At 39.7% G+C, this 23,356-nt stretch carries 20 protein-coding genes; 12 read left to right on the top strand and 8 right to left on the bottom strand.

From position 1 onward, the window contains the following. Positions 1-23: 23 nt before the first annotated feature. Positions 24-158 carry a 50S ribosomal protein L34 gene (rpmH, locus tag FTV50_RS15325; protein ID WP_000831329.1) on the bottom strand — a complete coding sequence of 45 codons (135 nt, stop codon included), beginning with the start codon at positions 156-158 and terminating at the stop codon, positions 24-26. A 659-nt stretch (positions 159-817) separates the two neighbouring features. Between rpmH and dnaA the strand changes: the two genes are divergently transcribed. The 5 genes from dnaA (at position 818) to FTV50_RS15300 (ending at position 7,626) form a co-directional block, all read left to right on the top strand. After that, positions 818-2,203 (top strand): chromosomal replication initiator protein DnaA, encoded by a 1,386-nt coding sequence (gene dnaA / locus FTV50_RS15320; RefSeq protein ID WP_180024964.1) that lies wholly within the window; start codon positions 818-820, stop codon positions 2,201-2,203. Between the two features lie 108 nt (positions 2,204-2,311). Continuing rightward, a complete protein-coding gene (gene dnaN, locus FTV50_RS15315; RefSeq protein WP_078194448.1) occupies positions 2,312-3,460 on the top strand; it encodes a DNA polymerase III subunit beta in 1,149 nt (382 codons plus the stop codon). 23 nt (positions 3,461-3,483) lie between these two features. Continuing rightward, on the top strand, positions 3,484-4,566 hold the full coding sequence (recF, locus tag FTV50_RS15310) for a DNA replication/repair protein RecF (protein ID WP_180024963.1): 1,083 nt from the start codon (positions 3,484-3,486) through the stop codon (positions 4,564-4,566). Between the two features lie 43 nt (positions 4,567-4,609). Then, entirely contained in the window at positions 4,610-7,078 is a 2,469-nt protein-coding gene (gyrB, locus tag FTV50_RS15305; protein ID WP_180024962.1) for a DNA topoisomerase (ATP-hydrolyzing) subunit B, read from the top strand. 170 nt (positions 7,079-7,248) lie between these two features. Further along, positions 7,249-7,626 carry a hypothetical protein gene (locus tag FTV50_RS15300; protein WP_180024961.1) on the top strand — a complete coding sequence of 126 codons (378 nt, stop codon included), beginning with the start codon at positions 7,249-7,251 and terminating at the stop codon, positions 7,624-7,626. 532 nt (positions 7,627-8,158) lie between these two features. On the opposite strand, the gene FTV50_RS15295 is transcribed toward FTV50_RS15300, so the two are convergent. After that, the gene (locus FTV50_RS15295; RefSeq protein ID WP_180024960.1) at positions 8,159-10,096 is read right to left on the bottom strand and encodes an ATP-binding cassette domain-containing protein; all 1,938 of its coding nucleotides are present in this window, start codon (positions 10,094-10,096) and stop codon (positions 8,159-8,161) included. Positions 10,097-10,292: 196 nt separating this feature from the next. Here FTV50_RS15295 and FTV50_RS15290 point away from each other — a divergent pair, with 196 nt between their 5' ends. The 4 genes from FTV50_RS15290 (at position 10,293) to erpA (ending at position 14,246) form a co-directional block, all read left to right on the top strand. Then, complete coding sequence (locus tag FTV50_RS15290; protein ID WP_180024959.1) at positions 10,293-11,297, top strand: putative solute-binding protein; 1,005 nt, start codon at positions 10,293-10,295, stop codon at positions 11,295-11,297. 257 nt (positions 11,298-11,554) lie between these two features. Further along, positions 11,555-12,565 carry a putative solute-binding protein gene (locus FTV50_RS15285; RefSeq protein ID WP_078194442.1) on the top strand — a complete coding sequence of 337 codons (1,011 nt, stop codon included), beginning with the start codon at positions 11,555-11,557 and terminating at the stop codon, positions 12,563-12,565. Positions 12,566-12,768: 203 nt separating this feature from the next. Next, on the top strand, positions 12,769-13,776 hold the full coding sequence (locus tag FTV50_RS15280; RefSeq protein ID WP_180024958.1) for a putative solute-binding protein: 1,008 nt from the start codon (positions 12,769-12,771) through the stop codon (positions 13,774-13,776). Between the two features lie 134 nt (positions 13,777-13,910). Continuing rightward, on the top strand, positions 13,911-14,246 hold the full coding sequence (gene erpA, locus FTV50_RS15275; RefSeq protein WP_078194440.1) for an iron-sulfur cluster insertion protein ErpA: 336 nt from the start codon (positions 13,911-13,913) through the stop codon (positions 14,244-14,246). Positions 14,247-14,314: 68 nt separating this feature from the next. Here erpA and FTV50_RS15270 read toward each other — a convergent pair whose 3' ends face one another. From FTV50_RS15270 to grpE, 4 genes are all read right to left on the bottom strand, one after another. Continuing rightward, entirely contained in the window at positions 14,315-14,692 is a 378-nt protein-coding gene (locus tag FTV50_RS15270; protein WP_171263823.1) for a hypothetical protein, read from the bottom strand. A 120-nt stretch (positions 14,693-14,812) separates the two neighbouring features. Further along, on the bottom strand, positions 14,813-15,724 hold the full coding sequence (locus tag FTV50_RS15265; protein WP_180024957.1) for a matrixin family metalloprotease: 912 nt from the start codon (positions 15,722-15,724) through the stop codon (positions 14,813-14,815). Between the two features lie 215 nt (positions 15,725-15,939). After that, positions 15,940-17,880 (bottom strand): molecular chaperone DnaK, encoded by a 1,941-nt coding sequence (dnaK, locus tag FTV50_RS15260; RefSeq protein WP_180024956.1) that lies wholly within the window; start codon positions 17,878-17,880, stop codon positions 15,940-15,942. A 120-nt stretch (positions 17,881-18,000) separates the two neighbouring features. Further along, positions 18,001-18,540, bottom strand: coding sequence for a nucleotide exchange factor GrpE (grpE, locus tag FTV50_RS15255; protein ID WP_111885723.1), 540 nt, complete (start codon positions 18,538-18,540; stop codon positions 18,001-18,003). Between the two features lie 938 nt (positions 18,541-19,478). Between grpE and FTV50_RS15250 the strand changes: the two genes are divergently transcribed. Then, the gene (locus FTV50_RS15250) at positions 19,479-19,706 is read left to right on the top strand and encodes a hypothetical protein (protein ID WP_257223937.1); all 228 of its coding nucleotides are present in this window, start codon (positions 19,479-19,481) and stop codon (positions 19,704-19,706) included. 182 nt (positions 19,707-19,888) lie between these two features. Here FTV50_RS15250 and FTV50_RS15245 read toward each other — a convergent pair whose 3' ends face one another. Next, positions 19,889-20,458: a hypothetical protein gene (locus tag FTV50_RS15245; protein WP_180024954.1), complete on the bottom strand. Its 570-nt coding sequence runs from the start codon at positions 20,456-20,458 to the stop codon at positions 19,889-19,891. 201 nt (positions 20,459-20,659) lie between these two features. Here FTV50_RS15245 and FTV50_RS15240 point away from each other — a divergent pair, with 201 nt between their 5' ends. Then, on the top strand, positions 20,660-21,730 hold the full coding sequence (locus tag FTV50_RS15240) for an alpha/beta hydrolase (protein WP_078194436.1): 1,071 nt from the start codon (positions 20,660-20,662) through the stop codon (positions 21,728-21,730). 63 nt (positions 21,731-21,793) lie between these two features. On the opposite strand, the gene FTV50_RS15235 is transcribed toward FTV50_RS15240, so the two are convergent. Beyond that, the gene (locus FTV50_RS15235; protein WP_180024953.1) at positions 21,794-22,465 is read right to left on the bottom strand and encodes an acetoacetate decarboxylase family protein; all 672 of its coding nucleotides are present in this window, start codon (positions 22,463-22,465) and stop codon (positions 21,794-21,796) included. A gap of 101 nt (positions 22,466-22,566) precedes the next feature. Between FTV50_RS15235 and FTV50_RS15230 the strand changes: the two genes are divergently transcribed. Beyond that, positions 22,567-23,136 (top strand): peptidylprolyl isomerase, encoded by a 570-nt coding sequence (locus FTV50_RS15230; RefSeq protein WP_180024952.1) that lies wholly within the window; start codon positions 22,567-22,569, stop codon positions 23,134-23,136. Positions 23,137-23,356: the final 220 nt, after the last annotated feature.

Genomic DNA, 23,356 nt, shown 5'->3' with positions numbered 1-23,356 from the left:
AGTCTTGACAGTCTTAACTGAAATTAAACAGTTAAGCTGTGACGACCTTTTGCACGACGACGCGCTAATACTTGACGGCCAGCTTTAGTAGCCATGCGAGCACGGAAACCATGAACGCGTTTACGTTTCAACTCAGAAGGTTGGAAAGTACGTTTCATATCGAAACTCCAAAAATGATCTTTCAGTAAAGGTTCGCGATTTTAGTGCTCATTGCTTGAGCTGTCAATGAAAAACACGCTTTCTTTCAAAATCTAGGCTGTGATATATCAAGATAATATAAGGATTAGAAATCAGTCAGAAAGTTTTAAATTAAAATATTCACAAACTAAATCATTGTATATATTAATTATTTAAGTTATCTTCAAGTTTACTCACAGATTTATCCACAATCTCAAATTTGTGAATTGGTTTTTATGAATTTAAATTTGAATTTAAACCAACCATCAAGTTATCCCCAGAATGGGTCGATCTTATAAATAAATTCAAATTTTAAAATTTAAATTTATTACTATTAGTGTTGATATTTTCTGTGGAAAACGCATTTTTAGATTTAAAAAACAAATAATTACACTGTGGATAAAGATGTTTTTATAATTTTGATAGTTTGTGGATAACTTTGTGCTACAATTTATCCACAGCTTGCGGATAAACTTATCCACACGTGATTTAAATTTAAATTTAAACTCAATTTGCGTTTTTTTGATCGATTTCGACTGATTTGTTCATGACAGATGTGGATAAGATGGTTAGAATGGCTGCCCGCTTAGGCGGGGTTGAATTATTTTTTTCGTACAATGGACTGAAATAGGGGTTTCACATGCTTTGGACAGACTGCTTAACTCGCTTGCGACAAGAGCTTTCAGGAAATGTCTATACAATGTGGATACGCCCACTAGTGGCAGAAGATGCAGGTGATAGTCTAAAACTCTATGCACCGAATCCGTATTGGACACGCTATATTCAAGAACACCATTTAGAACTGATCTCTATTTTAGCGGAACAGTTGTCTGAAGGTCGGGTACGTAAAGTCGAGATTTTGGTTGATTCACGGCCTGGTGCAATTTTATCTGCAGCTGAACAACCTGCAACAACCACCGCAGCATTAGAGTCAACGCCGCATGTGTCTGCACCGAATCGTCTAAAAAAAGAAAAAGAAGAGACGTCTTCAAAAAATAACCGTAAGCGTCAGCTTAACCCATTATTTACCTTTTCCTTGTTTGTTGAAGGCCGTTCCAATCAGATGGCGGCAGAAACCTGTCGTAAAGTTTTGACGCAGCCCGGTGCTTCACAGCATAACCCGTTATTTTTATATGGACCGACTGGTTTAGGTAAAACCCATTTAATGCAAGCCGTAGGTAATGCATTATTACAAGCGAAGCCGAATGCACGTGTGATGTACATGACGGCTGAAAGTTTTGTACAAGACTTTGTGAGCTCTCTACAGCAAGGTAAGGTCGAAGAATTCAAGAAAAATTGTCGTTCGTTAGATTTGTTATTGGTGGATGATATTCATTTGTTAGCGGGTAAAGAGGCCAGCTTGGTTGAGTTTTTCTATACCTTCAACGCGTTATTAGATGAATCTAAGCAAATCATTTTAACTTCGGATCGTTATCCAAAAGAACTGACTGAGTTGGATCCACGGTTGGTTTCACGTTTTTCGTGGGGCTTATCGGTGGGTGTTGAACCGCCTGATATTGAAACCCGTATTGAAATTTTACTGAAAAAAGCGGAAAGCAATGGCGTGGAACTTCCACGTAATTGTGCGCTGTTTATTGCTCAACAGGTGGTTGCCAATGTCCGTGAACTAGAAGGTGCGCTGAATAAAGTCGTAGCCATTTCTCGTTTTAAAGGCACTCCAATCGACCTTGATGTGGTGCGTGAATCATTAAAAGATGTGTTGGCGATTCGTGCACGTACTATTAGTACTGAAAATATTCAGCGTGTGGTGAGTGAATATTTCCGTATTCCACTCAAAGAATTGGTTGGCCCAAAACGTACACGTATTTATGCACGTCCACGTCAGTTGGCTATGGGGCTAGCACGTGAGCTGACAGGGGATAGTTTCCCTGAAATTGGTATGGCTTTTGGTAACCGTGACCACAGTACTGTGATGCATGCCTGTGAAAAAGTACAAAGCCTGCGTGAAGAAGATCCAATCTTCAATGAGGACTATAAAAACTTGCAACGTCTGCTGCAAAGTTAAGTCTTTTTGTTCAAATTCTGTTCTTGCAATGCGGTATATTCTGCCGCATAGTACACTGCTAAAAAATTAATTTATTTTGTCTGTCTTCAGTTTTTAGAGGAATGTATTGTGCGTTTAAAAATCGCGAAAGAAAGCTTACTGAATGTTCTGTCACATGTCGTAGGAGCGGTTGAGCGTCGCCATACCTTAAATATCTTATCCAATGTCAAAGTACAGGTTACTGAGCAAGCATTGACCATTACAGGTTCTGACCTAGAAGTAGAATTGGTTGCGAGTACACCGCTGGCAGACGGTGCTTGTTTACAAGCAGGGGTGACGACAGTTCCTGCGCGTAAACTGATGGATATCTGTAAATCATTACCGTCAGCGGCATTGATTGATTTGCAAATTACTGAAGATCAACGTTGTATTTTAAAATCTGGAAACAGTCGTTTTGTATTGGGTACTTTGCCTGCAGAAGACTATCCATTATTAACCACTGAAAATACTCAAGGCACTCAAGTTGGTGTAACTCAACGTGAGTTAAAGCGTTTATTCGAGAAAACATCTTTTGCCATGGCGGTTCAAGATGTGCGTTTTTATTTGACGGGTACTTTGCTTGAAATTGATGAAAATCAATTGCGTGCAGTAACGACCGATGGTCACCGTTTGGCGATGTGTGAAACAGCGGCAAGCTCGAATGCGACACAAGCAATGCAAGCGATTGTTCCACGTAAAGCCGTAGGTGAATTGCAGCGTCTATTGAGTGTTGAAGACGAGCAATTATCGTTGTTAATTGGTCGTGAATTATTAAATGTAACAATTACCATTGCCAGCCGTGATAAAGAGCAGGGTGATATTACCGTACGTTTCACCACAAAATTGATCGATGGTAAATTCCCAGACTACCGCCGTGTGATTCCACGTGGTGGCGATAAAAACGTGCGTATTGCACATGATGTATTTAAACAATCACTGCAACGTGTAGCGATTTTAAGTAATGAAAAATTGCGCGGCGTATTCTTGAAGTTTGATGCGGACACTTTACAACTTCGTGCCAATAACCCTGAGCAAGATGAAGCAATCGAAGATCTTGCGATTCAATATGCAGATGCACCGATGGAAATGTCATTCAATGCACAGTACTTATTGGAAGTTCTGAATGTATTGGATGGTGATGATGTTGCAATGACCATGACAGAAGCCAACCAGTCGGTATTGGTACAAGATCCACAACAACAAGATCAAACCTATGTTGTGATGCCAATGCGTGTTTAATTCAGACTGACGTCTCAATTATTATGCATATCACGCGTTTACATGTAGAACGTGTTCGAAATTTAAAGACGGTTGCACTCTCTGGGTTGCAGCCGTTTAATGTCTTTTATGGGCAAAATGGTTCAGGCAAAACTTCTGTATTAGAAGCAGTACATTTGCTGGCAACAGGCCGTTCTTTTCGAACTCATATTCCGAAAAACTATATTCAAAATAATAGCCCTGACGCTGTCGTCTTTGCGCAGTCTGCAACAGATCGTATTGGTATGCAAAAAATGCAGTCGGGCGAGCAAGTGATTAAAGTCAATGGAGACCTAGTGGGGACACAAGGGCAGTTGGCTAAGATTCTACCGCTACAAGTCATCGACCCACAAAGTACCGATATTATTGATCATGGTGCGAAGCCACGACGTCAACTTTTAGATTGGTTGATGTTCCACGTGGAACCGGAGTTTTACCATGCATGGCAATATTATGCACGGGCATTAAAACAGCGGAATAGTTTACTGAAATCACGACGTCATTTGAGTCTGTCTGACTTAGAACCGTGGAACAAAATGCTCAGTGACTATGGTGAGATATTACATAGTCTACGCAGCAATGTGGTGGAACAGTGGACTCGATATTTCCAACAAGATCTTGAAGCATTATTGCCTGATTTAACAGTGACATTGGAATATAGTGCAGGCTTTCATGCTGAAACAGGACTGCTGAATGATCTGACCAATCAGCATTTTAAAGACTGCGAGCGTGGCTTTACTGAGTATGGTCCGCACCGTGCAGATTTAAGGTTAAAAACTGCTATGGGTGATGCTGATGTTGTGCTCTCTCGTGGGCAAAAAAAGTTATTGATCATGGCGTTAAAACTGTCACAGATTGCAATGCTACATGCTTGTAATAAGGAAACTGTGGTATTATTAGATGATCTGACAGCAGAATTAGATTTAACCGCACAACAGCGTTTAATTGAGCGTTTAAGCCATCTTGGTAGTCAAGTTTTTATTACCACTTTAGACCATGATTCAGTGCAAAAACACTTACATGATTTATCTATTTCTTATCAATTATTCAAAGTTGAAAATGGTACGGTGCAGGCTGTTGTGCAATGAAATACCACCTTTGGATAGACCTATTTTTCACTAGGGAGAAACCATGAGTTCAGAAGATCAAGCTGCTTCTCAAACAGAACAAACCATAGAAAAAGCTTATGATTCCTCTAGCATCAAAGTATTACGTGGTCTAGACGCTGTACGTAAGCGTCCGGGCATGTATATTGGTGATACTGACGATGGTACTGGCCTACACCACATGGTGTTTGAAGTTGTCGATAACTCAATTGATGAAGCGTTGGCAGGTCATTGTGACGAAATTCAAGTCACCATTCATGAAGATGAATCTGTAAGCGTATCGGATAACGGTCGTGGTATTCCTACCGACATTCACCCAGAAGAAGGTGTTTCTGCAGCAGAAGTGATTTTAACGATTCTGCATGCGGGCGGTAAATTTGACGATAACAGCTATAAAGTTTCAGGCGGTCTACATGGTGTAGGCGTATCCGTGGTGAATGCGCTTTCAAGCAAGCTCGAATTAACTATTCATCGTGCGGGTCAAATCCACCAGCAAGAATATAAACACGGTGATTCCGTGTATCCATTAAAGGTGGTGGGTGAGACAGATCGTACAGGTACACGTATACGTTTCTGGCCAAGTGCTGAAACCTTCAGTCAAACGATTTTTAATGTCGATATTTTGGCGCGTCGTTTACGTGAATTATCTTTCTTGAATGCAGGTGTGAGAATTGTGCTACGTGACGAACGTATCAATTTAGAGCACGTTTATGACTATGAAGGTGGTTTGTCTGAGTTTGTAAAATATATTAACCAAGGCAAAACCCATCTGAATGATATCTTCCACTTTACTACTCAAGCGGATAATGGCATTGGTGTAGAAGTTGCATTGCAGTGGAATGATTCTTATCAGGAAAATGTTCGTTGCTTTACCAATAACATTCCACAAAAAGATGGTGGTACGCATTTAGCGGGTTTCCGTGCTGCATTAACTCGTGGCTTAAACAGCTACATGGAAAGCGAAAACTTACTCAAAAAAGAGAAGGTAGCAGTTTCTGGTGATGATGCGCGTGAAGGTTTAACTGCGATTGTTTCGGTGAAAGTGCCTGATCCAAAATTTTCTTCGCAAACCAAAGAAAAATTGGTGTCGAGCGAAGTGAAAACTGCGGTAGAGCAAGCAATGAATAAATCGTTCTCTGAATATCTTTTAGAGAACCCACAAGCTGCTAAATCGATTGCAGGCAAAATTATTGATGCGGCACGTGCGCGTGATGCAGCACGTAAAGCACGTGAAATGACACGTCGTAAGAGTGCGCTTGATATTGCAGGCCTGCCAGGTAAATTGGCCGATTGTCAGGAAAAAGATCCTGCATTATCTGAACTTTACTTAGTCGAAGGTGACTCTGCGGGCGGTTCTGCAAAACAGGGCCGTAACCGTAAGATGCAAGCGATTTTGCCGCTGAAAGGTAAAATCCTCAACGTGGAACGTGCACGTTTTGACAAGATGATTTCTTCTCAAGAAGTGGGAACACTGATTACCGCTTTAGGTTGTGGTATTGGCCGTGAGGAATATAACCCAGATAAACTGCGTTATCACAAAATCATCATCATGACCGATGCCGACGTCGATGGTTCGCACATTCGTACGCTACTGTTGACTTTCTTCTTCCGTCAAATGCCAGAACTTGTAGAACGTGGATATATTTATATTGCACAGCCACCGCTGTATAAGCTGAAAAAAGGCAAGCAAGAACAGTACATCAAAGATAATGATGCGCTTGAGACTTACCTGATTTCAAATGCAATTGATGAGCTTGAATTACACATCAGTGCAGAAGCGCCAGCCATTCGTGGTGAGGCTTTAGCGGGTGTGATTGCGGATTATCAAACCTCTCAAAAGAGCTTGCATCGTCTGACTGTACGTTATCCTGCAAGTGTGTTGGATGGTTTATTGGCAGTAGAAGGCTTTAAGTTAGATCAAGCAAATAACCAAGACTATGTACAGACTTGGGGTGAGCAACTACGTGCCAATATTGAGAAAACTCAGCCTAGCCTACGTCCTGAATTAAGCATCGAAACGTTTGAGCATGAAGATACTGAAGGCAATAAGTCAGCGACCTATTTCCCGCGTATTACCATCTATGTTCATAATTTACCGCACCAATACTTGTTAGATTCAGGTCTATTGGGTTCAGGTGAATATGCGCGTTTACTCAAAAATTCGAAGAGTTGGTTCACCTTATTGGAAGAAGGTGCTTACCTACAAAAAGGCGAGCGCAAAATTCCAGTGGGCAGCTTCCATCAGGTTTGGCAAAACATCCTACAAGACTCACGCCGTGGCATGATGATTCAGCGCTATAAAGGTTTGGGTGAGATGAATGCTGAACAGCTTTGGGAAACTACAATGGATCCTGAGAACCGTAACATGCTGCAAGTAACGGTACAGGATGCCATTGAAGCTGATCGTATGTTCTCTTGTTTGATGGGTGATGATGTGGAACCACGTCGTGCTTTCATTGAAGAAAATGCGTTAAATGCGGATATTGATGCCTAAATTCTGATTACAGAATCATTCAAAAAAGCACTCTTCGGAGTGCTTTTTTTTGTGCTATCTTAAATAAAATTGAATATTAAATCGCCAATTTGTGTTTTATAAAATTGACTTATTCTGATGCTAAGCTCAAATCAAATTGAACTTAGCAGCTAAAAATAAGAGGTCTATATATGATGGACAATCAACTTGAACACATTCGTGATATCTGGATAAATGCATTTTTTACCGGAAATTATACTGTTTTAGCCGAATACGAAGATGAGCACTTTAAGGTGGTTTATGAGCAAGACGGGCGTGTCGAAAGTAATTATGTCCGCTATGAACGTATTGCACATGCAGTAAAAAATGGGGTTTGGAAACCACAAAAACCAGACGTAGAATTTGAAGATTATGAGTTTAATCGTGACCAAACTGAGTGCAAAATTTTAATTGGTTTAGCCGAAACACAGCAGAAAATACAGGAAATCTGGCATTTTGATCAGACCTGGAAAATACAAGAATTACGTTTTTTAAAGGCAAAAAAAGCCCATCCTTCTGCCTTATCTTAAACAATAAAAAGTTTAAATTAATGTAGTCAGTGGAGATAAAATGCATCCATCTTGCAAATGTGGATAAGTTTTGTGAATTTTCACATTTAATAGTGTTCAACATCAAAGTTATTTATAATTGTGGATAATATTATTTAAAAATATTTATCCACAAAAAGGTGGTTCGATATTTTGAATTTAAAAAATAAAAACGAATTTAAAACTAAGATTTGAATTTAAAAATGGCTTTTGTGGATAACTGCGGCAATGAGTTTGATGTGAAGTATATTTTTTGAATTCATTTACAAAATTAGGGTAAAAGCTATCGCTGAATTTTTAAATTCTTTACGAATAGAAATGCCTTAACTATGCAATAACCAGTTGGATATGAACATTCGATTTTTTTTAAATATTTTTTAGATTTATAATGTGATTATTATTGTGAAGTATAAATAAAAAATCGCCGTGGAACATTTAAATTTCACGGCGATTGATTTTTTGAGTTTAAGTTAGGTTTTCTTAATAATGCAAATCTATGGTTTTGCTTTTTAAATTAAGCCTCAAAACTACTTTCCATTTCTTCTAATTCCATCATTAATTCAAGCATTTGCTCTTCGACAGATTCAAGTTTGGCTTTTAATTCTGTTTGCTCATTCATAAGTTTGAGTAAGTCATCTTTACGACTGGCTTCATATAAAGCACTGTCTGCTAATAATTCCTCGATTTCGTTTAAGCGTGGCTGAATTTTGCTGATTTGCGCTTCATTTTTTTCAATGTTTTTACGAATCGGGCGGGTCAATTCACGCTGACGTGCAGCTTCTTTACGCTGCGCTTCTTTATCGACTTTAGAAATCGTCTGTTTAGTTTCAACTTGAGATTTGATGGGAGTAGGGGCTTGTTGGCTATTTTTCATCATGTCAATCCGTGCTTGACGCAGCCAATCGGCATAAGCCACGAGGTCACCATCAAATTCGCGACATTTACCATGATGTACCAACAATAATTCGTCACAAACGCTGGCAATCAATTGACGTTCATGCGAAACCAAAACCACAGCGCCTTCAAAGTCTTGTAATGCCATAGTCAGGGCATGACGCATATCAAGGTCTAAATGGTTGGTCGGTTCATCTAGAATTAAAACATTGGGACGTTGCCAAACAATCAAAGCCAAAGCTAATCGTGCTCGTTCACCGCCTGAAAAGCCTTCACTTGGTGTATCCATGCGTTCGCCACTAAAACCAAAGCTGCCTAAAAATGAACGTAATGCAGCTTCACTGATTTTTTTGTCAGCAATTCGAGATAGTTGCAACATCGGGCTGGCATTGCCATCTAGAGCATCCATTTGATGCTGAGCAAAATAGCCAATATTCAACAGTTCAGAGGCTTTGCGCGTCCCTTGTAATAAAGGAAGGTCACCAACTAAGGATTTAATTAAGGTTGATTTACCCGCACCATTCATCCCGAGTAAACCAATTCGGCTGGTTGGGGTAATTTGCAGGTTTACATTGGTCACGATCAGTTTGTCGCCATAGCCAATATCTGCGTGTTCCATTTGCAGCAGTGGTGAACTCATTTTGGTCGGTTCACGGAAACTAAAGGTAAATGGTGTATCGACATGCGCCGCAGAAAGTTCCTGCATGCGTTCTAATTGTTTAATACGGCTTTGAGCCTGCTTAGCTTTAGTCGCTTTGGCTTTAAAACGGTCAATAAATTTTTGGAGATGCGCACGGGTTTCAAGCTGCTTTTCATAGGCTTGTTGTTGTTGTGCCAAGCGCTCAGAGCGGGTGCGTTCAAAGGTCGAATAGTTGCCGGTGTAAAGTGTCAGCTCTTGATTTTCGATATGTAAAATATGATCAGTCACCGCATCTAAGAAATCACGGTCATGTGAAATCAAGATTAGTGTACCTTCGTAAGCTTTTAACCAATCTTCTAACCACAAAATCGCATCTAAGTCTAAGTGGTTGGTTGGTTCATCGAGTAATAAGAGGTCGGAACGGCTCATCAGGGTACGCGCAAGGTTTAAACGCATACGCCAACCACCTGAAAAGCTTGAAACATTGAGCTGGGACTGATGTTCAAAGAAACCCAGGCCGGCCATCAGTTGTGAGGCTTTGGATGGAGCTGTATAGCCATGGATTTCATCAAATCGGCCATATAAGTGTGCCAACGCTTCATTGTCTAATTGTTCTGGATGTTCAAGTTTATGTTGTATATCCCAATATTCCTCATCGCCTGATAGAACGAAATCAATCGCTTTCATATCAAGTGCTTTGATTTCTTGTGCCATATGCGCGACGGTCCATACCGCAGGACGAGTTAATGAACCACCATCAGACTCCATTCCACCTAAAAGCGCAGAAAAAAGAGTCGATTTACCCGCACCATTTACACCGGTTAAGCCGATTTTCCAGCCTGGATGCAATTGCATAGATGCTTTTTGAAATAAAACACGCCCACCGCGACGAATGGAAAGTTGGTCTAACTGAATCATGGAACTAACTAAACAAGAAGAATGTGTGGCTATTCTAATGGATGGCTTTGCAAAAGAAAAAACAAAGCATCGCAACCATCTGAAAAAATGTGACAGATTCCACGTATTTAGGTATATTGAACGGGCTTTAGTATTAAAAAAATATTTCAAGTTGTTGTTTTAAATGGATTAATAAAACATATTGGGAATATAAGAAATGAGAAAAGGAATTTTAATTTTATCGCTTCTTTCAGGTGTGATGTCTGCACAAAGCTATGCCAATCAGAAGGTTTGTGTGTTCGATTTACTTGGAAAAGCTGGGGAATCTTATAAGCTGATGGAAGAGTGGTCTCTGGCTAGTAAGGCATGGGGGGCACAAGTTCAACTGATTTCATATCAAGATGAATCCAAAGTCGATAAAGATTTTAAAGAAGGGAAATGTGACGCATTTTATATGACCTCGATGCGGGCACGTGCGTATAACAAATTTGCCGGTTCGATTGATGCCATTGGCGGTGTACCGAATAATACTATCGCACAAAAAGCCATTACCTATGTCTTAGATAAACGGAACAGTAAACGACTGATTAGCAATCTAGGCAAAGATAGTTATGAAGTGGCAGGGATCGGGCAAATTGGTTCAGCCTACATTTTTGTCCGTGATCGCAATATCAATAATTTAGAAAAAGCTGAAGGTAAAAAATTTGCCATTTTGCATTATGATTATGCGCAAAAAGTGATGGTCGACCGTGTTGGCGCTGTGCCAGTGATGTCAGAAATTTCTAATTTTATTCGCAAGTTTAATCAGGCCGAAGTTGAAATTGTGGCTGCGCCAGCTTATGCCTTTAAGCCACTCGAAATTTCAAAAGGCTTAGGCACTACCGGGGCGATGGTGAATTTTCCTGTGGTGAATGTCACGGCAGACCTGATTATTCGTAATAATAAATTCCCAGAAGGTTTTGCTGAACTTTCTCGGCAATGGTTTGTTAAGCAATTACCAAAAAGTTTTGCCATGGTGAAACGTATGGAAGCTGAAATTCCTGTCAAATATAAGATGAATCTCAGCAAAGATGATCAGTTGAAGTATCAGAAAATATTGCGTGAAGGACGGATAGATTTAACCAAACAAGGGATCTATGACTCCACTATGATGACGGTACTGAAAAAAGCCCGTTGTACGATTGAGCGAACCAATTTTGAGTGTTCAGTGGCGGGTGAATAAGCTTTTTTCTGTATTTCTTTGTAAATTTTGATGCAATCGCTGTAAATGCAAAAATCCATTTTTGTAAATATAAGATGATGATTATATTTATAATTTTACTTTATATAAAAAGTGATATACATCACAGAAAAACAGAATGTGCCAAAATGACATAAATAAATGGAGTAAATGCTCTATTTTTTTTAATTTAACTTGCTTAATATCGGCGTTGTGTAAGGACACCTCTGAACCATAAAAAGATTTGAAAGGAAAATAGAATGAAAAAAACGCTCCTCTCATTGGCTACGTTTGCTGCAATTGGCTTTGCTGGTTCAGCTCAGGCAGCAAAAGTAGATATCTGTGTATTTGACTTACTGGGTAAGTCAGGCGAGTCATATCAAATGGCTCAGGAATGGGCGCTTGCAGCAAAAGGCTGGGGTGCTGAAATTAACTTAATTCCGCGTCAAGACGAAGCAGTAGCCGACAATGACTTTAAAGCGGGTAAATGTGATGGTGTATTTATGACGGCGATGCGTGCCCGTCAATACAACAAATTTGCAGGCTCTATTGATGCGCTGGGTGGCGCACCGAGCAATGCGATTGCACAACGTGCGATTACCTTTGCATTAGACCAACGTAATGCTGCAAAAATGGTTAGTAACCTAGGTGGTAAAAAATACGAAGTGGCGGGTATTGCCCCACTGGGTTCAGCATTCATCTTTGTCAAAGACAAGAAAATTGACTCAATTGAAAAAGCAGCAGGTAAAAAGTTTGCAGTATTAGGCTATGACGAAGCACAAAAAATTATGGTGCAACGTGTCGGCGCTCAAGCTGTGATTTCAGATGTATCTAACTTTGTGGCGAAGTTTAATAATGGTCAGGTCGATATGGTGGGTGCGCCTGCATATGCCTACAAACCATTAGAGATCTATAAAGGTTTAGGTACAAATGGTGCGATGTTTAACTTCCCAGTTCTACAAGTGACTGCGGACTTTATTATTCGTCCTGATCAGTTCCCTGCAGGCTTTGGTCAAAAATCACGTGATTGGTTTGTGAAACACTTACCGAAGAGTATCGCGATGATTAACCGTCTAGAAGCGGGTATTCCTGCGAAATATAAACTTAACCTAAGTGCAGAAGATAAAACCAAATATCAAAAATTACTGCGTGAAGGTCGTATGGATATGACGAAGCGTGGCATTTATGATGCAGGCATGATGTCTGTTTTGAAAAAGGCACGTTGTTCTGTCGATAAAGCCAATTTTGAATGTTCACTTGGCGGCGAATAAGCTGATATTTAAAGAAAAAAGTCTGGATTTATCCAGGCTTTTTTTTGCAAATGCACAGGTCATTTGCGCCATTGAGTGAGCAAAATATTCAGGTAATCTAAATTCAAATCGAGGGCTGTGAGTCAATTAAATTGAACTCAGCATGACCCAAAATTCAAAAAATGGTTAAAAAACAAAAACAGTAAAAAACAAGGAAAGTCAGTATGAAACAATGGACAAAGGCATTGAGTGTTGCTGCTGCATTAATAGCGGTAAATGGCGTAGCTCAAGCGAAGCAAGTGGTATGCGTATTTGATTTGGTCGGTAAAAATGGTGATGTTTTTACCCTGATGAAAGATTATCAATTGGCGGCAAAAAACTGGGGCGCAGACATTGAGCTCCGCGTCGGTCAAAATGAAGCAGTGATTGCAGAAGATTTTAAAGCTGGTAAATGTGATGGGATCAGTGTTACTGGTATGCGTGGTCGCCAATTCAATAATTTTACCGGTTCTTTAGATGCCATTGGTGCGATTCCAGATTTGAAATTGGCCGTAAAAGTTATGCAAGGTCTTGCAAGTCCAACATTTGCTAAGAGCATGGTCAATAGTAAATATGAAGTGGCAGGTGTGATACCTGTTGGTGATGCCTATCTGTTAGTGAATGACCGAAGTATTAATACTGTCGCTAAAGCAGCAGGTAAAAAAATTGCGGTGCTTGACTATGATGAAGCACAGAAAATTATGGTGCAGCAGGTCGGAGCTCAAGCAGTCAGTGCTGATGTAACCAATTTTGGCGCCAAATTTAACAATGGTCAGGTAGATATAATTGGGGCACCTGCTGCGGTGTTCAAACCATTGGAATTACATAAAGGTTTAGGCAGCAAAGGCGCAATCGTCAATTATCCAATTTTACAAGTGACGGGAAATATCATTATTCGCCCAGATAAATTCCCTGCAGGTTATGGACAAAAATCACGTGATTGGGTCAAAACACAATTACCTCGTGCATTCACCATTTTAGGAAAAATGAAATCGGAAATTCCAGCCAAATATTGGATGGATGTTCCAACAGCAGACAAAGCTGGTTATCAAAAAATGATGCGTGAAGCGCGTATCGATTTGACTAAACGTGGTATCTACGACAAGCGAATGATGAAACTATTATGGCAATTCCGCTGTAAACAAGACCCTAAAAACTTCGAATGCGCATTACAGGAAGAAAACTATAAATAAGTTTTAAATGAATCTTGAGAAAAATACTCTGATTTAACTTTAAACTGTGAAGACTGACCATATATTGAGTGTGTTATACTTGAAATATGGTCTTTTCTTTTTAAAGACACCCCAATGACTCAGAGGAATCCATCATGAATGCTCAAGCACTTGTGCTGACTGACAATGCTGCCAATAAAGTACGCCAATTGCGTGAGAGTGAAGGTAATCAAGACCTTATGTTACGTGTATATGTGACTGGTGGTGGTTGTTCAGGTTTCTCATATGGGTTTAATTTTGCTGAAAGCCAAAACGAAGATGATGCTGAATTTATCAATGGTGATGTGAAGATGTTGGTTGATTCACTGAGCTATCAATATTTAGTTGGTTCAACAGTCGACTATATTGAAGGTCTTGAAGGTTCTCGATTTGTGGTTCAAAACCCGAATGCGACAACCACGTGTGGATGTGGATCTTCATTCTCGATCTAATCGCGATGATGAATTGAGCCATAAAAAAGCCCTCATTTAGAGGGCTTTTTTAATGTTTAAAATCGATATTAGGCTTCAAATTTTAGTGCTTCTAATAGATCTAAAATTACGGTAGTCACGTCTTGAGTCAATTGATAATTATTAAAAATTTCATATGCCGTAATGGTGACATCGGTATCACTCGGAAGCAGGCGTTGTTCTTCTTCGATGAGGTCACGGATCGGCAATAGGGTTTGTTTGACCTGTAAATGCAAGACATCTTTAAACTCAAGATTTTCGTCTTCGAGCTCAATTAATTGCTCATTAAAAAAGGGTAAAAGTACCGCATGGAGATAAGGTTGAATGTCTGTAATATCAAAAATCTCAATATCACGGGTTTGTTCAATCGTGCTGATGTGGTCATTCACTTCAATTAAGATATGGTAGTAACTCACATTGCTCTCCACGTAAGATGTCATTGATATAAGGGAATTATTGCAAATCAACAATAACATGAAATGCTAATTATTGTTGGTGAATCCTATAATATCCTTATAGATTGTATGGTTTTTTTTGCTCAGGGTGTTCTAACGATAATATAGTAAGCCTTGGTCTGCTGGCATCAGTTTAAAGTTTTCTAATTGTTGCGCGCCTAAGATTGGGTACATTAATGCAGCAGGGTCATTATGGTGAGATAAGCCGAGAGCATGTCCGAGTTCGTGGGCAAGGGTAAGGCGTAAATCATCTTTGGCATCAAATTGATAAATCTGAATCTGATCCCCCATAAAAACGCCTTTATGAAACTCTCGAGCAGGAAAGCGCTGACTGGCTTGTATCACGCCTGCATTATATTGATCGATTTGCTGGTTATAGCTTAAGACTTGTTGGTTAAATTGATCATTTTGCTGATTAAATCGATCTATTTCTTGGTCTAATTGCATCGCTTGTGCTTTAACTTGCTCAAGTTCTCTTTCAACGCGTTGCATATTGGGGTTTTGTGCATGCTCTATTCGGCTCCAATTCATACGTTCTTGCGACAGCTGTGCGATTTCCGCACGGATCATGGCTTGTTTTGATCGGAGCTGTTGCTCATTCATCTCCAGACCTTTTCTCGAATTTGCTAAGTTCTCGGCATATAAATCATTACGGGCTTTATCTGCGGCTAAGGTCTTTTGGACTTGCTTATAGGCATTGTATTGCTCTTGGCGATCATCATAAATTAGATGGATCGCCAGTTGTGCATTTGGGTCATAGATAAATAACGGTTTGAGTGTCCCTTTATGCCATATCTCTGCGGCTTCTTGGCTAAGTTGAATGACTTGTTGCTGGCTTAATCCAAAACGCGGATCGACATCAGCAACCCGATAACGCAGTCGGGTATCGAGAGGGTGTAAAAGTCGATCTGAAATTGAATTAAATTTCAGTTGAGGATGCTGCTTGGTTTGATAGATCCACCAAGTACTCAAAACGATGACAACAATAATTAAAATCAAACGCATAGCGTCGCAAAACTTGATTATTTTGCATTAATTTAACTGAAATTTAGCGCTATGCAAATCTAAGTATAGACAGATTGGCAGTCGAGAAGAATGTGGCTGTTTGAACTTTAGCGTGTTATTTGAATATTGCCTGATGCAGATAAAATCATCCACAAAAAAAACCGCGCTTTCGCGCGGTCTTTTTGAGCTTTGAAAGACTCAGTTAAAGCGACAAATTATTTTTTGTCATCTTTCACTTCAGTGAACTCAGCATCTACAACGCCGTCATCTGCTTTTTGAGCTTGACCTTCAGCGCCTTGGAAAGCGCTAGGATCAAAACCTTCAGCACCGCCTTGACCTTGTGCAGCTTCATAAGCACGTTGAGTGATCGGCATAATGATGTTTTGAAGTGCTTCAGTTTTCGCTTTGATTGCATCTACATCGTTTTCTTTAGTCGCTGCTTCGAGCTCAGCTACAGCAGCATCGATTGCAGATTTCTCATCAGCAGTTACCTGTTCACCAAGATCTTTTACTGCTTTTTGAGCAGAAGAAACAAGTGCATCAGCTTCGTTACGTGCTTTCGCTAATTCTTCAAATTTACGATCTTCTTCAGCATTCGCTTCAGCATCTTTGATCATCGCTTCAATTTCAGCATCGCTCAAACCAGAGTTAGCTTTAATTTGAATTGATTGCTCTTTACCTGTGCTCTTATCTTTTGCAGATACTTTCAAGATACCATCAGCGTTGATGTCAAATGATACTTCAATTTGTGGTACACCACGTGGAGCAGGTGGAATATCGCCCAATTGGAAGTTACCCAACAATTTGTTTTGTTGAGCCATTTTACGTTCACCTTGGTAAACTGAAATGTCTACAGCTGGTTGGTTGTCTGCAGCAGTTGAGAACACTTGAGATTTCTTCGCAGGAATCGTCGTGTTTTTCTCAATGATCGCTGTTAACACGCCACCCATTGTTTCAATACCAAGTGTAAGCGGAGTTACGTCAAGAAGAAGTACGTCAGTTTTATCACCTGAAAGTACTGCACCTTGAATCGCAGCACCCATCGCTACAGCTTCATCTGGGTTCACGTCTTTACGTGGCTCACGGCCGAAGAACTCTTGTACTTTTTGTTGTACAAGTGGCATACGAGACTGACCACCCACCAAGATTACGTCAGAGATGTCAGAGGTTGAAAGACCTGCATCTTTAAGTGCAATCTTACATGGTTCAATTGTACGAGCAACCAATTCAGCAACTAAACCTTCAAGTTTAGAGCGAGTCACGTTGATCACTAAGTGTTTAGGACCAGTCGCATCTGCTGTGATGTATGGAAGGTTGATTTCTGTTGCATTCGAAGAAGAAAGCTCGATTTTTGCTTTTTCAGCAGCTTCTTTTAAACGTTGAAGTGCAAGCGGATCTTGTTTCAAGTTTACGCTTTGTTCTTTCTTGAACTCTTCAACCAAGTATTCAATTAATGCATTATCGAAGTCTTCACCACCAAGGAATGTATCACCGTTTGTAGACAACACTTCGATTTGTTGGTCGCCATCAAGGTCAGCGATTTCAATGATTGATACGTCGAAAGTACCACCACCTAAGTCGTAAACCGCAACTTTACGGTCGCCTTCTTTTTTGTCCATACCGAACGCAAGTGCAGCAGCTGTTGGTTCGTTGATGATACGTTTAACATCTAAACCAGCAATTTTACCTGCATCTTTAGTCGCTTGACGTTGAGCATCGTTAAAGTACGCAGGAACAGTAATTACCGCTTCAGTTACTGTTTCACCAAGGTAGTCTTCAGCTGTTTTTTTCATCTTTTTCAAGATTTCAGCAGAGATTTGTTGTGGTGCAAGTTTCTTGTCGTTTACATCAACCCAAGCATCGCCATTGTCAGCTTTGATGATTTTGTAAGGTACAAGGCCGATATCTTTTTGCACAGCTTGGTCTTGGTACTTACGACCGATCAAACGTTTGATTGCAAATAATGTGTTTTTAGGGTTAGTCACTGCTTGACGCTTAGCAGATTGACCGACAAGGATCTCGCCATCTTTATACGCAATAATAGATGGGGTTGTACGAGCGCCTTCAGCGTTGTCGATTACTTTTACTTTGTCGCCTTCAAGTACTGCTACGCAAGAGTTTGTAGTACCTAAGTCAATACCAATGATTTTCGCCATTTGGATGTTTCCTCTAAAATTCTTTTACGATGTTTTCGCTTGTTATCCGATATGAGAGCCAATCAAAAATTTTCAAGTAATATTGGTTAAAATTTTTAATTCGTCTCAGAAAATTTGTCTTTATGCACCAACCATAACCATAGCAGGGCGTAATAGGCGACCGTTTAAACTATAGCCTTTTTGCAATACTGTCCCAATTTCATTCGATTTGGCATTTGGATCGATGCCCACAGCCTGATGAAGATCTGCATTGAAACCATTTGCAGTATCCACAGCAACCACACCAAATTTTTCTAAAGTGCTGAGCAATGATTTCAGTGTAAGTTCTACACCTTCAGATAAACCTGATTTTTCATCACCTGCCGCAGCAATCGCGCGTTCAAGGTTATCAACTGACTCAAGCAATTGTTTTGCAAATTTTTCCAGCACAGTATCTTTATGCTTTTCAGATTCGCGTTGAATGCGCTCTACACTTTTTTGCGCTTCATATACGGCATTTGCAGTACGTGCTTTTTCAAGTTTTAAGCTTTCTTCTAAATTGGTGATTTGTGCTTGTAAATCTTCAACTGAAACTTCAGCTTGCTCGTTTTCAGCTTGAGTTTGCTGTTCTGCTTGCTCTTGTTGAAGATCTTGAGCGTCTTGGTTTTGCTCAGTCGCCATTGATTTACTCCGTTTAAATGGGTTCTTAAACATGTTCAGTCCTTATAGCTGTGCGTTCAAACGACATCGATGCGTAACTGCCATGCGTTTTGAATTCATGATTAATAAAAGAAATCGGGGCAGGGTATAAAAATTCAAGCGAAGTCAGCGATTAAATGCAATTTTTTATTCAAATAAATGGTTTTTCAGCCAAATATCGACTGCAAAATTAAATTCTATGAAAATATAAATTATTGATTTGAATGTATAATCATATTTTGATCGGATTTATAGATTTTAATCATAAATTTTAACGGTTTCTCTTTGTGCCTGAAAATTTGCATAATTTATCTATCGGAAGTGACCATATCCACTGGAGAGAGGGATATGGTGACTACCTCTAGATTTTAGAAAAACTTTTCCATGCTGATTTCCCAAGAATCAGTATTTTTTTTGCCTCAAAAAATAGTGGTTAATATTTATACATAAAAACTCTTAGTATCAGTTTTATTAAATATTTCACAAAAAATGATCAGCACAGTATTCTTTGTTTCAGATTCTATCGCTGTAGTTTCTTAATTTATTTCAAATGTGTTTTTCATGGCCTGCTTCTCTCATAAGCAGGCTTTTTTTTGCATGAAATTTATAAAAACAGCCACTTAAGTAACTGAGTTGCAAGTTTTGTTGAACTTTGTTGTATTCAAAAGCTGTGACCACGCTTTATTCAAAATCATTTATATTTATTTTTTTTAATAAAAAACAAAGCACTTGAGTTAAAAAATTGATGTAAAGCCTTAAAATGAAAGAAAACCGCCTAATTAATAAAACATTTCATAAGCTGTACCGTGCCTCGTACAAAGTACAACTCAGAAGGTGGGAACTTCACAGAATTATTTTCCATTATGACTCGGGCAAAGTTGAGCTTTGCTTTTAATGATTCAATGAAGGAAATAATGAAGATGAAAAAAATTGGTTTATTCGTTGTCGCAGTTTTAGGTTTTGGTTTAGCTGCGGTGGGTTGTACTTCTCAAGAAACTGTAGAATCTCCGGAAACTGCACAAGTAACGTCTGCAACTGAAGCATCTGTAACGACAGAGCAATCGGGTGCTGTGGTTCAAGCAGATCCATCAGCTCAAGGTGCTGAAGTTCAATCTGCGCCTGCACCGCAACCTACAGTTCAGCAATAAGATTGTTTAATGCTCTCTGACCTGTAACAACAGGCAGTCAAGAATAGACAGAAGATAGGATGCCTCTTCTGTCTATTTTTTTTCTATTGCTTTTTTTTTACCTTTTCTATTTTTAGTGAACGAAAAAAAAGCCCATCATGTAGATGAGCTTTTTACTTTTAACCGATCTGCAAAAACAACAATTAACGGCGATTTTCCCACGCGCGACGACGTTCTTCAGCCGCTTTACGTTGTTGATCTGATGCCTTTCTTAAATCTTGAATATTTTTTTTGCGCTCTTGCTCAATTTGTTTTCTACGATCTTGACTGGCTTTACGGCGCTGTTCTTCTAAACGCTGACGCTCTTTGCTGACTTTTTGACGATCTAGTTCAGCACGTTTACGACGTTCAGCTTCAGAGTATTTACGCTGTTGTTCTAGACGTTGACGTTCGAGTTCGTTTTTACGACGATCCCACTCTTGTTGATTTTTACGATTCTGTTCCCAGTTACGCTGGTCAAGTTGCTGCTTTCTACGTTCAAGCTCTAAACGATTACGTTGTTGTTGCTGACGTTCCCATGTACGGCGGTCTTGTTCATAACGGCTGTCGTAACGGCGATCATAACGATTGTCATAGCGTCGATCATTATGATCATAACGGCGGTCATAACGTTGATCATAACGTCCATCGTAGTAACCATCTTCAGGGAATGCTACGCAGCCTACAGCCAAAAAAGCAGTCGCAAAAGACAGAAGGATGATCTTTTTAGCCATGGTGAGTATCCTTTATCGAGAATGGGTTAGCATAATCAACCCATAAAACTTGGGTAAATTGTCAATGACAACTCTATAAAAGAAGATTAGCTTAACTAGGTTTGTACTATGTATGTCGATGTTGAGACTTATATGTGAATATGGTCACATTTGACCTAGATCATGTAGAAAGTATGAAGAGCATAATTCGAAGGATAGAGCATGTTTGCATTGAATGAATCACTTAAAAATATGAAAGATAAAGGCCAAGGTACGGCTGCTCGGTTACTTGATCGTCTTCCTAACTTTGCCAAAGAAAGCCTCGCAAAACGTCTCGATTATCCGTTTATTTTTCCAGAATTAGATCCGCTGGTGAAATGCATGATGGCGGCTCAACTCAAGCAAGGTAAGTCAGGCTTTGTGACTGAAGACTATGTGAAGTCTCGTAAATTATTTGATTTACAGATGGAGTCGATCAAGACCAAGCCGACCTTTGTGAAACAAGTGCAAGATATACGTCTACCTTTACAAAGTGCTACGCTGTTTGCGCGTCATTATCATCCTGCTCCAAATAAAAAATTACCGATGATCGTGTTCTATCACGGTGGTGGTTTTGTGGTGGGTGGTCTAGACACGCATGATGAAGTTTGTCGTTTATTGGCCGTGCATGCCAAAGCACAAGTTTTAAGTATTGATTATCCACTCACGCCAGAGGCCAGCCCAGCTCAATTAATGCAAAGTTGTGAAGATGCCTTGGCTTGGACTTATCAAAATAGTCGTCAGTTTAAAATTCTAAAAAATCGAATTGCGGTGGCAGGGGATAGTGCAGGCGGCAATATTGCTACCGCAGTTGCGCAGCGCAGTGCTCAGAAAGTTTTTGCCCCGCAAGCTCAGCTATTAATTTATCCCGTGGTGGATTTCAAAAGTCGCCACCCATCTTTCTATGCTTATAAAGATGGTTTGGTTCTGACTGAAAAAGATATTGATGTCGTAACTGCTTTATATGCGGAACAACATGCAGTGGCCTTAGATGATCCATTAATTTCACCAACCTATGGAAAATTGGCAGGTATCGCACCCGCGTATATCGTGACGGCAGGGCATGACGTTTTACATGACGAAGGTGAAATTTATTCGCATAAACTCCGTCAGCAAGGGGTGAAAGTGTTTTATCAAGAATATACCGATCAAACCCATGGTTTTATCAATTTAACCCCGGTTTCGCACCGAGCTAAAAAATACGTGATCGAGATCAGTACGAAGTTCCGTAAATTTTGGGATAAACGTAGCTAATCATTCCTTTATATAAAGTAAACCCAGTGTTTCACGTGAAACACTGGGTTTTTATTTATTGGGTTATTTATCTTGGATTTTTGCAGCAGGAAAAACGAGGCTAAATTCTGGGACATAAAAGCTTTGCAATAATCGTGCTTCAGAAAAATTTGGAAAAATGTCCTGTGTGTTATGCCATTCTACCTGTTTCAGTTTAGAGAGCCGTCCGCGAAACTTCGGTGAAAATTGATAGCGCTTACCTTCCCACGCTTGTCTGATTTGCAACATCGCTGCTGGGATATGATGACTATTAATATAGAAAGAACGCTGTAAACGTGATTTTTTTAAACGGATCTGCATTTTTTGTTGTTCAACTTCTATAGTACAGACCACTTCATTGTCATGTTGTTGCCATTCAAACTTTGCCAACTCTTTAGGAATACCCCAGAGTTTTTGGCCATGAATGACAGAGATATCTGTCGAAACATAAATCTTAGGTATCGAACTTAACCTTTTCTTACTCCATAAAGGGTGATCTAAAATCAGCAATTCGTCATAAGGACCCACAGGCGAATCATGGTATCGGACCAATAACACCTGAACCACACGACCCAAAGCTGATGTCGCTAAACGGAACATCTGCGCTCGTTGGATATAACTCGGAGAGATCCAATAATTCAAAATAAAAGCATCGCCACGCAGTTGCCAAGGCGGTAAATGTGTCAATGCAGTGTCCGACGGTATTATTTGCGTCATCATTGTTCTCGTTTTAATAATGGCAGAATAATTACTTTTTAATCATCAAAGACTAATATACAGTCAATAACAAGTACGAGATCAACCAGAAGAGTTAGCAAATGTTAAAACAGATTTTATTTACCGCAGCACTTGGCTGTGTGAGCTTAAGCAGTTTTGCTGCCAATACTATTGTCGAAATGAAAACCTCTCAAGGCAATATTGAAATTGAGCTATTCAATGACAAAGCACCTATCTCAGCTAAAAACTTTGAAAGCTATGCAAAAGAAAAATTTTATAACGGTACAATCTTTCATCGCGTGATTCCTGGATTTATGGTTCAGGGTGGGGGCATGGATGTCAAGATGCAGGAGAAGCCAACAAAAGCGGCGATTAAGAATGAATCAAGTAATGGCTTGAGCAATAAGCGTGGCACATTGGCAATGGCACGGATGAATCATCCTGATTCAGCAAGTAGTCAGTTCTTTATTAATGTTGCAGACAATGACTTCCTCAATAAAAGTGCAATGAATGCGGGATATGCTGTTTTTGGTAAGGTCACTAAAGGTATGGATATCGTCGATAAAATCGTAAAAGTTCCAACTGCGAACTATGGAATGCACCAGAATGTCCCTGTAAACCCAGTAGTTATACAGAGTGTGGTGATTAAAGCAGCACCTGAAAAAAACTAAGCGCACAAAATAGGAAAAATATTTTACATGATATTTGTAATAAATATCATGTATTTATGTGAGTAAAGTGTATTTTTTGAACCATAATGGTGCATAAAAATAAAACATTCGTGTTCTTTGTGAGTGAAAAGCACTTGCACGTGTAAGAAATTGCCCTATAATGAGCACCATACCGACGAGATAGACGGAAACGAACGAAACGCGAAGCGTTGAGTTGTTG

Source organism: Acinetobacter sp. YH1901134, assembly GCF_013416965.1.
Lineage (GTDB): Bacteria > Pseudomonadota > Gammaproteobacteria > Pseudomonadales > Moraxellaceae > Acinetobacter > Acinetobacter amyesii.
The sequence above is the reverse complement of the archived record's forward strand: the minus strand, read 5'-3'. Positions and strand labels throughout refer to the sequence as shown.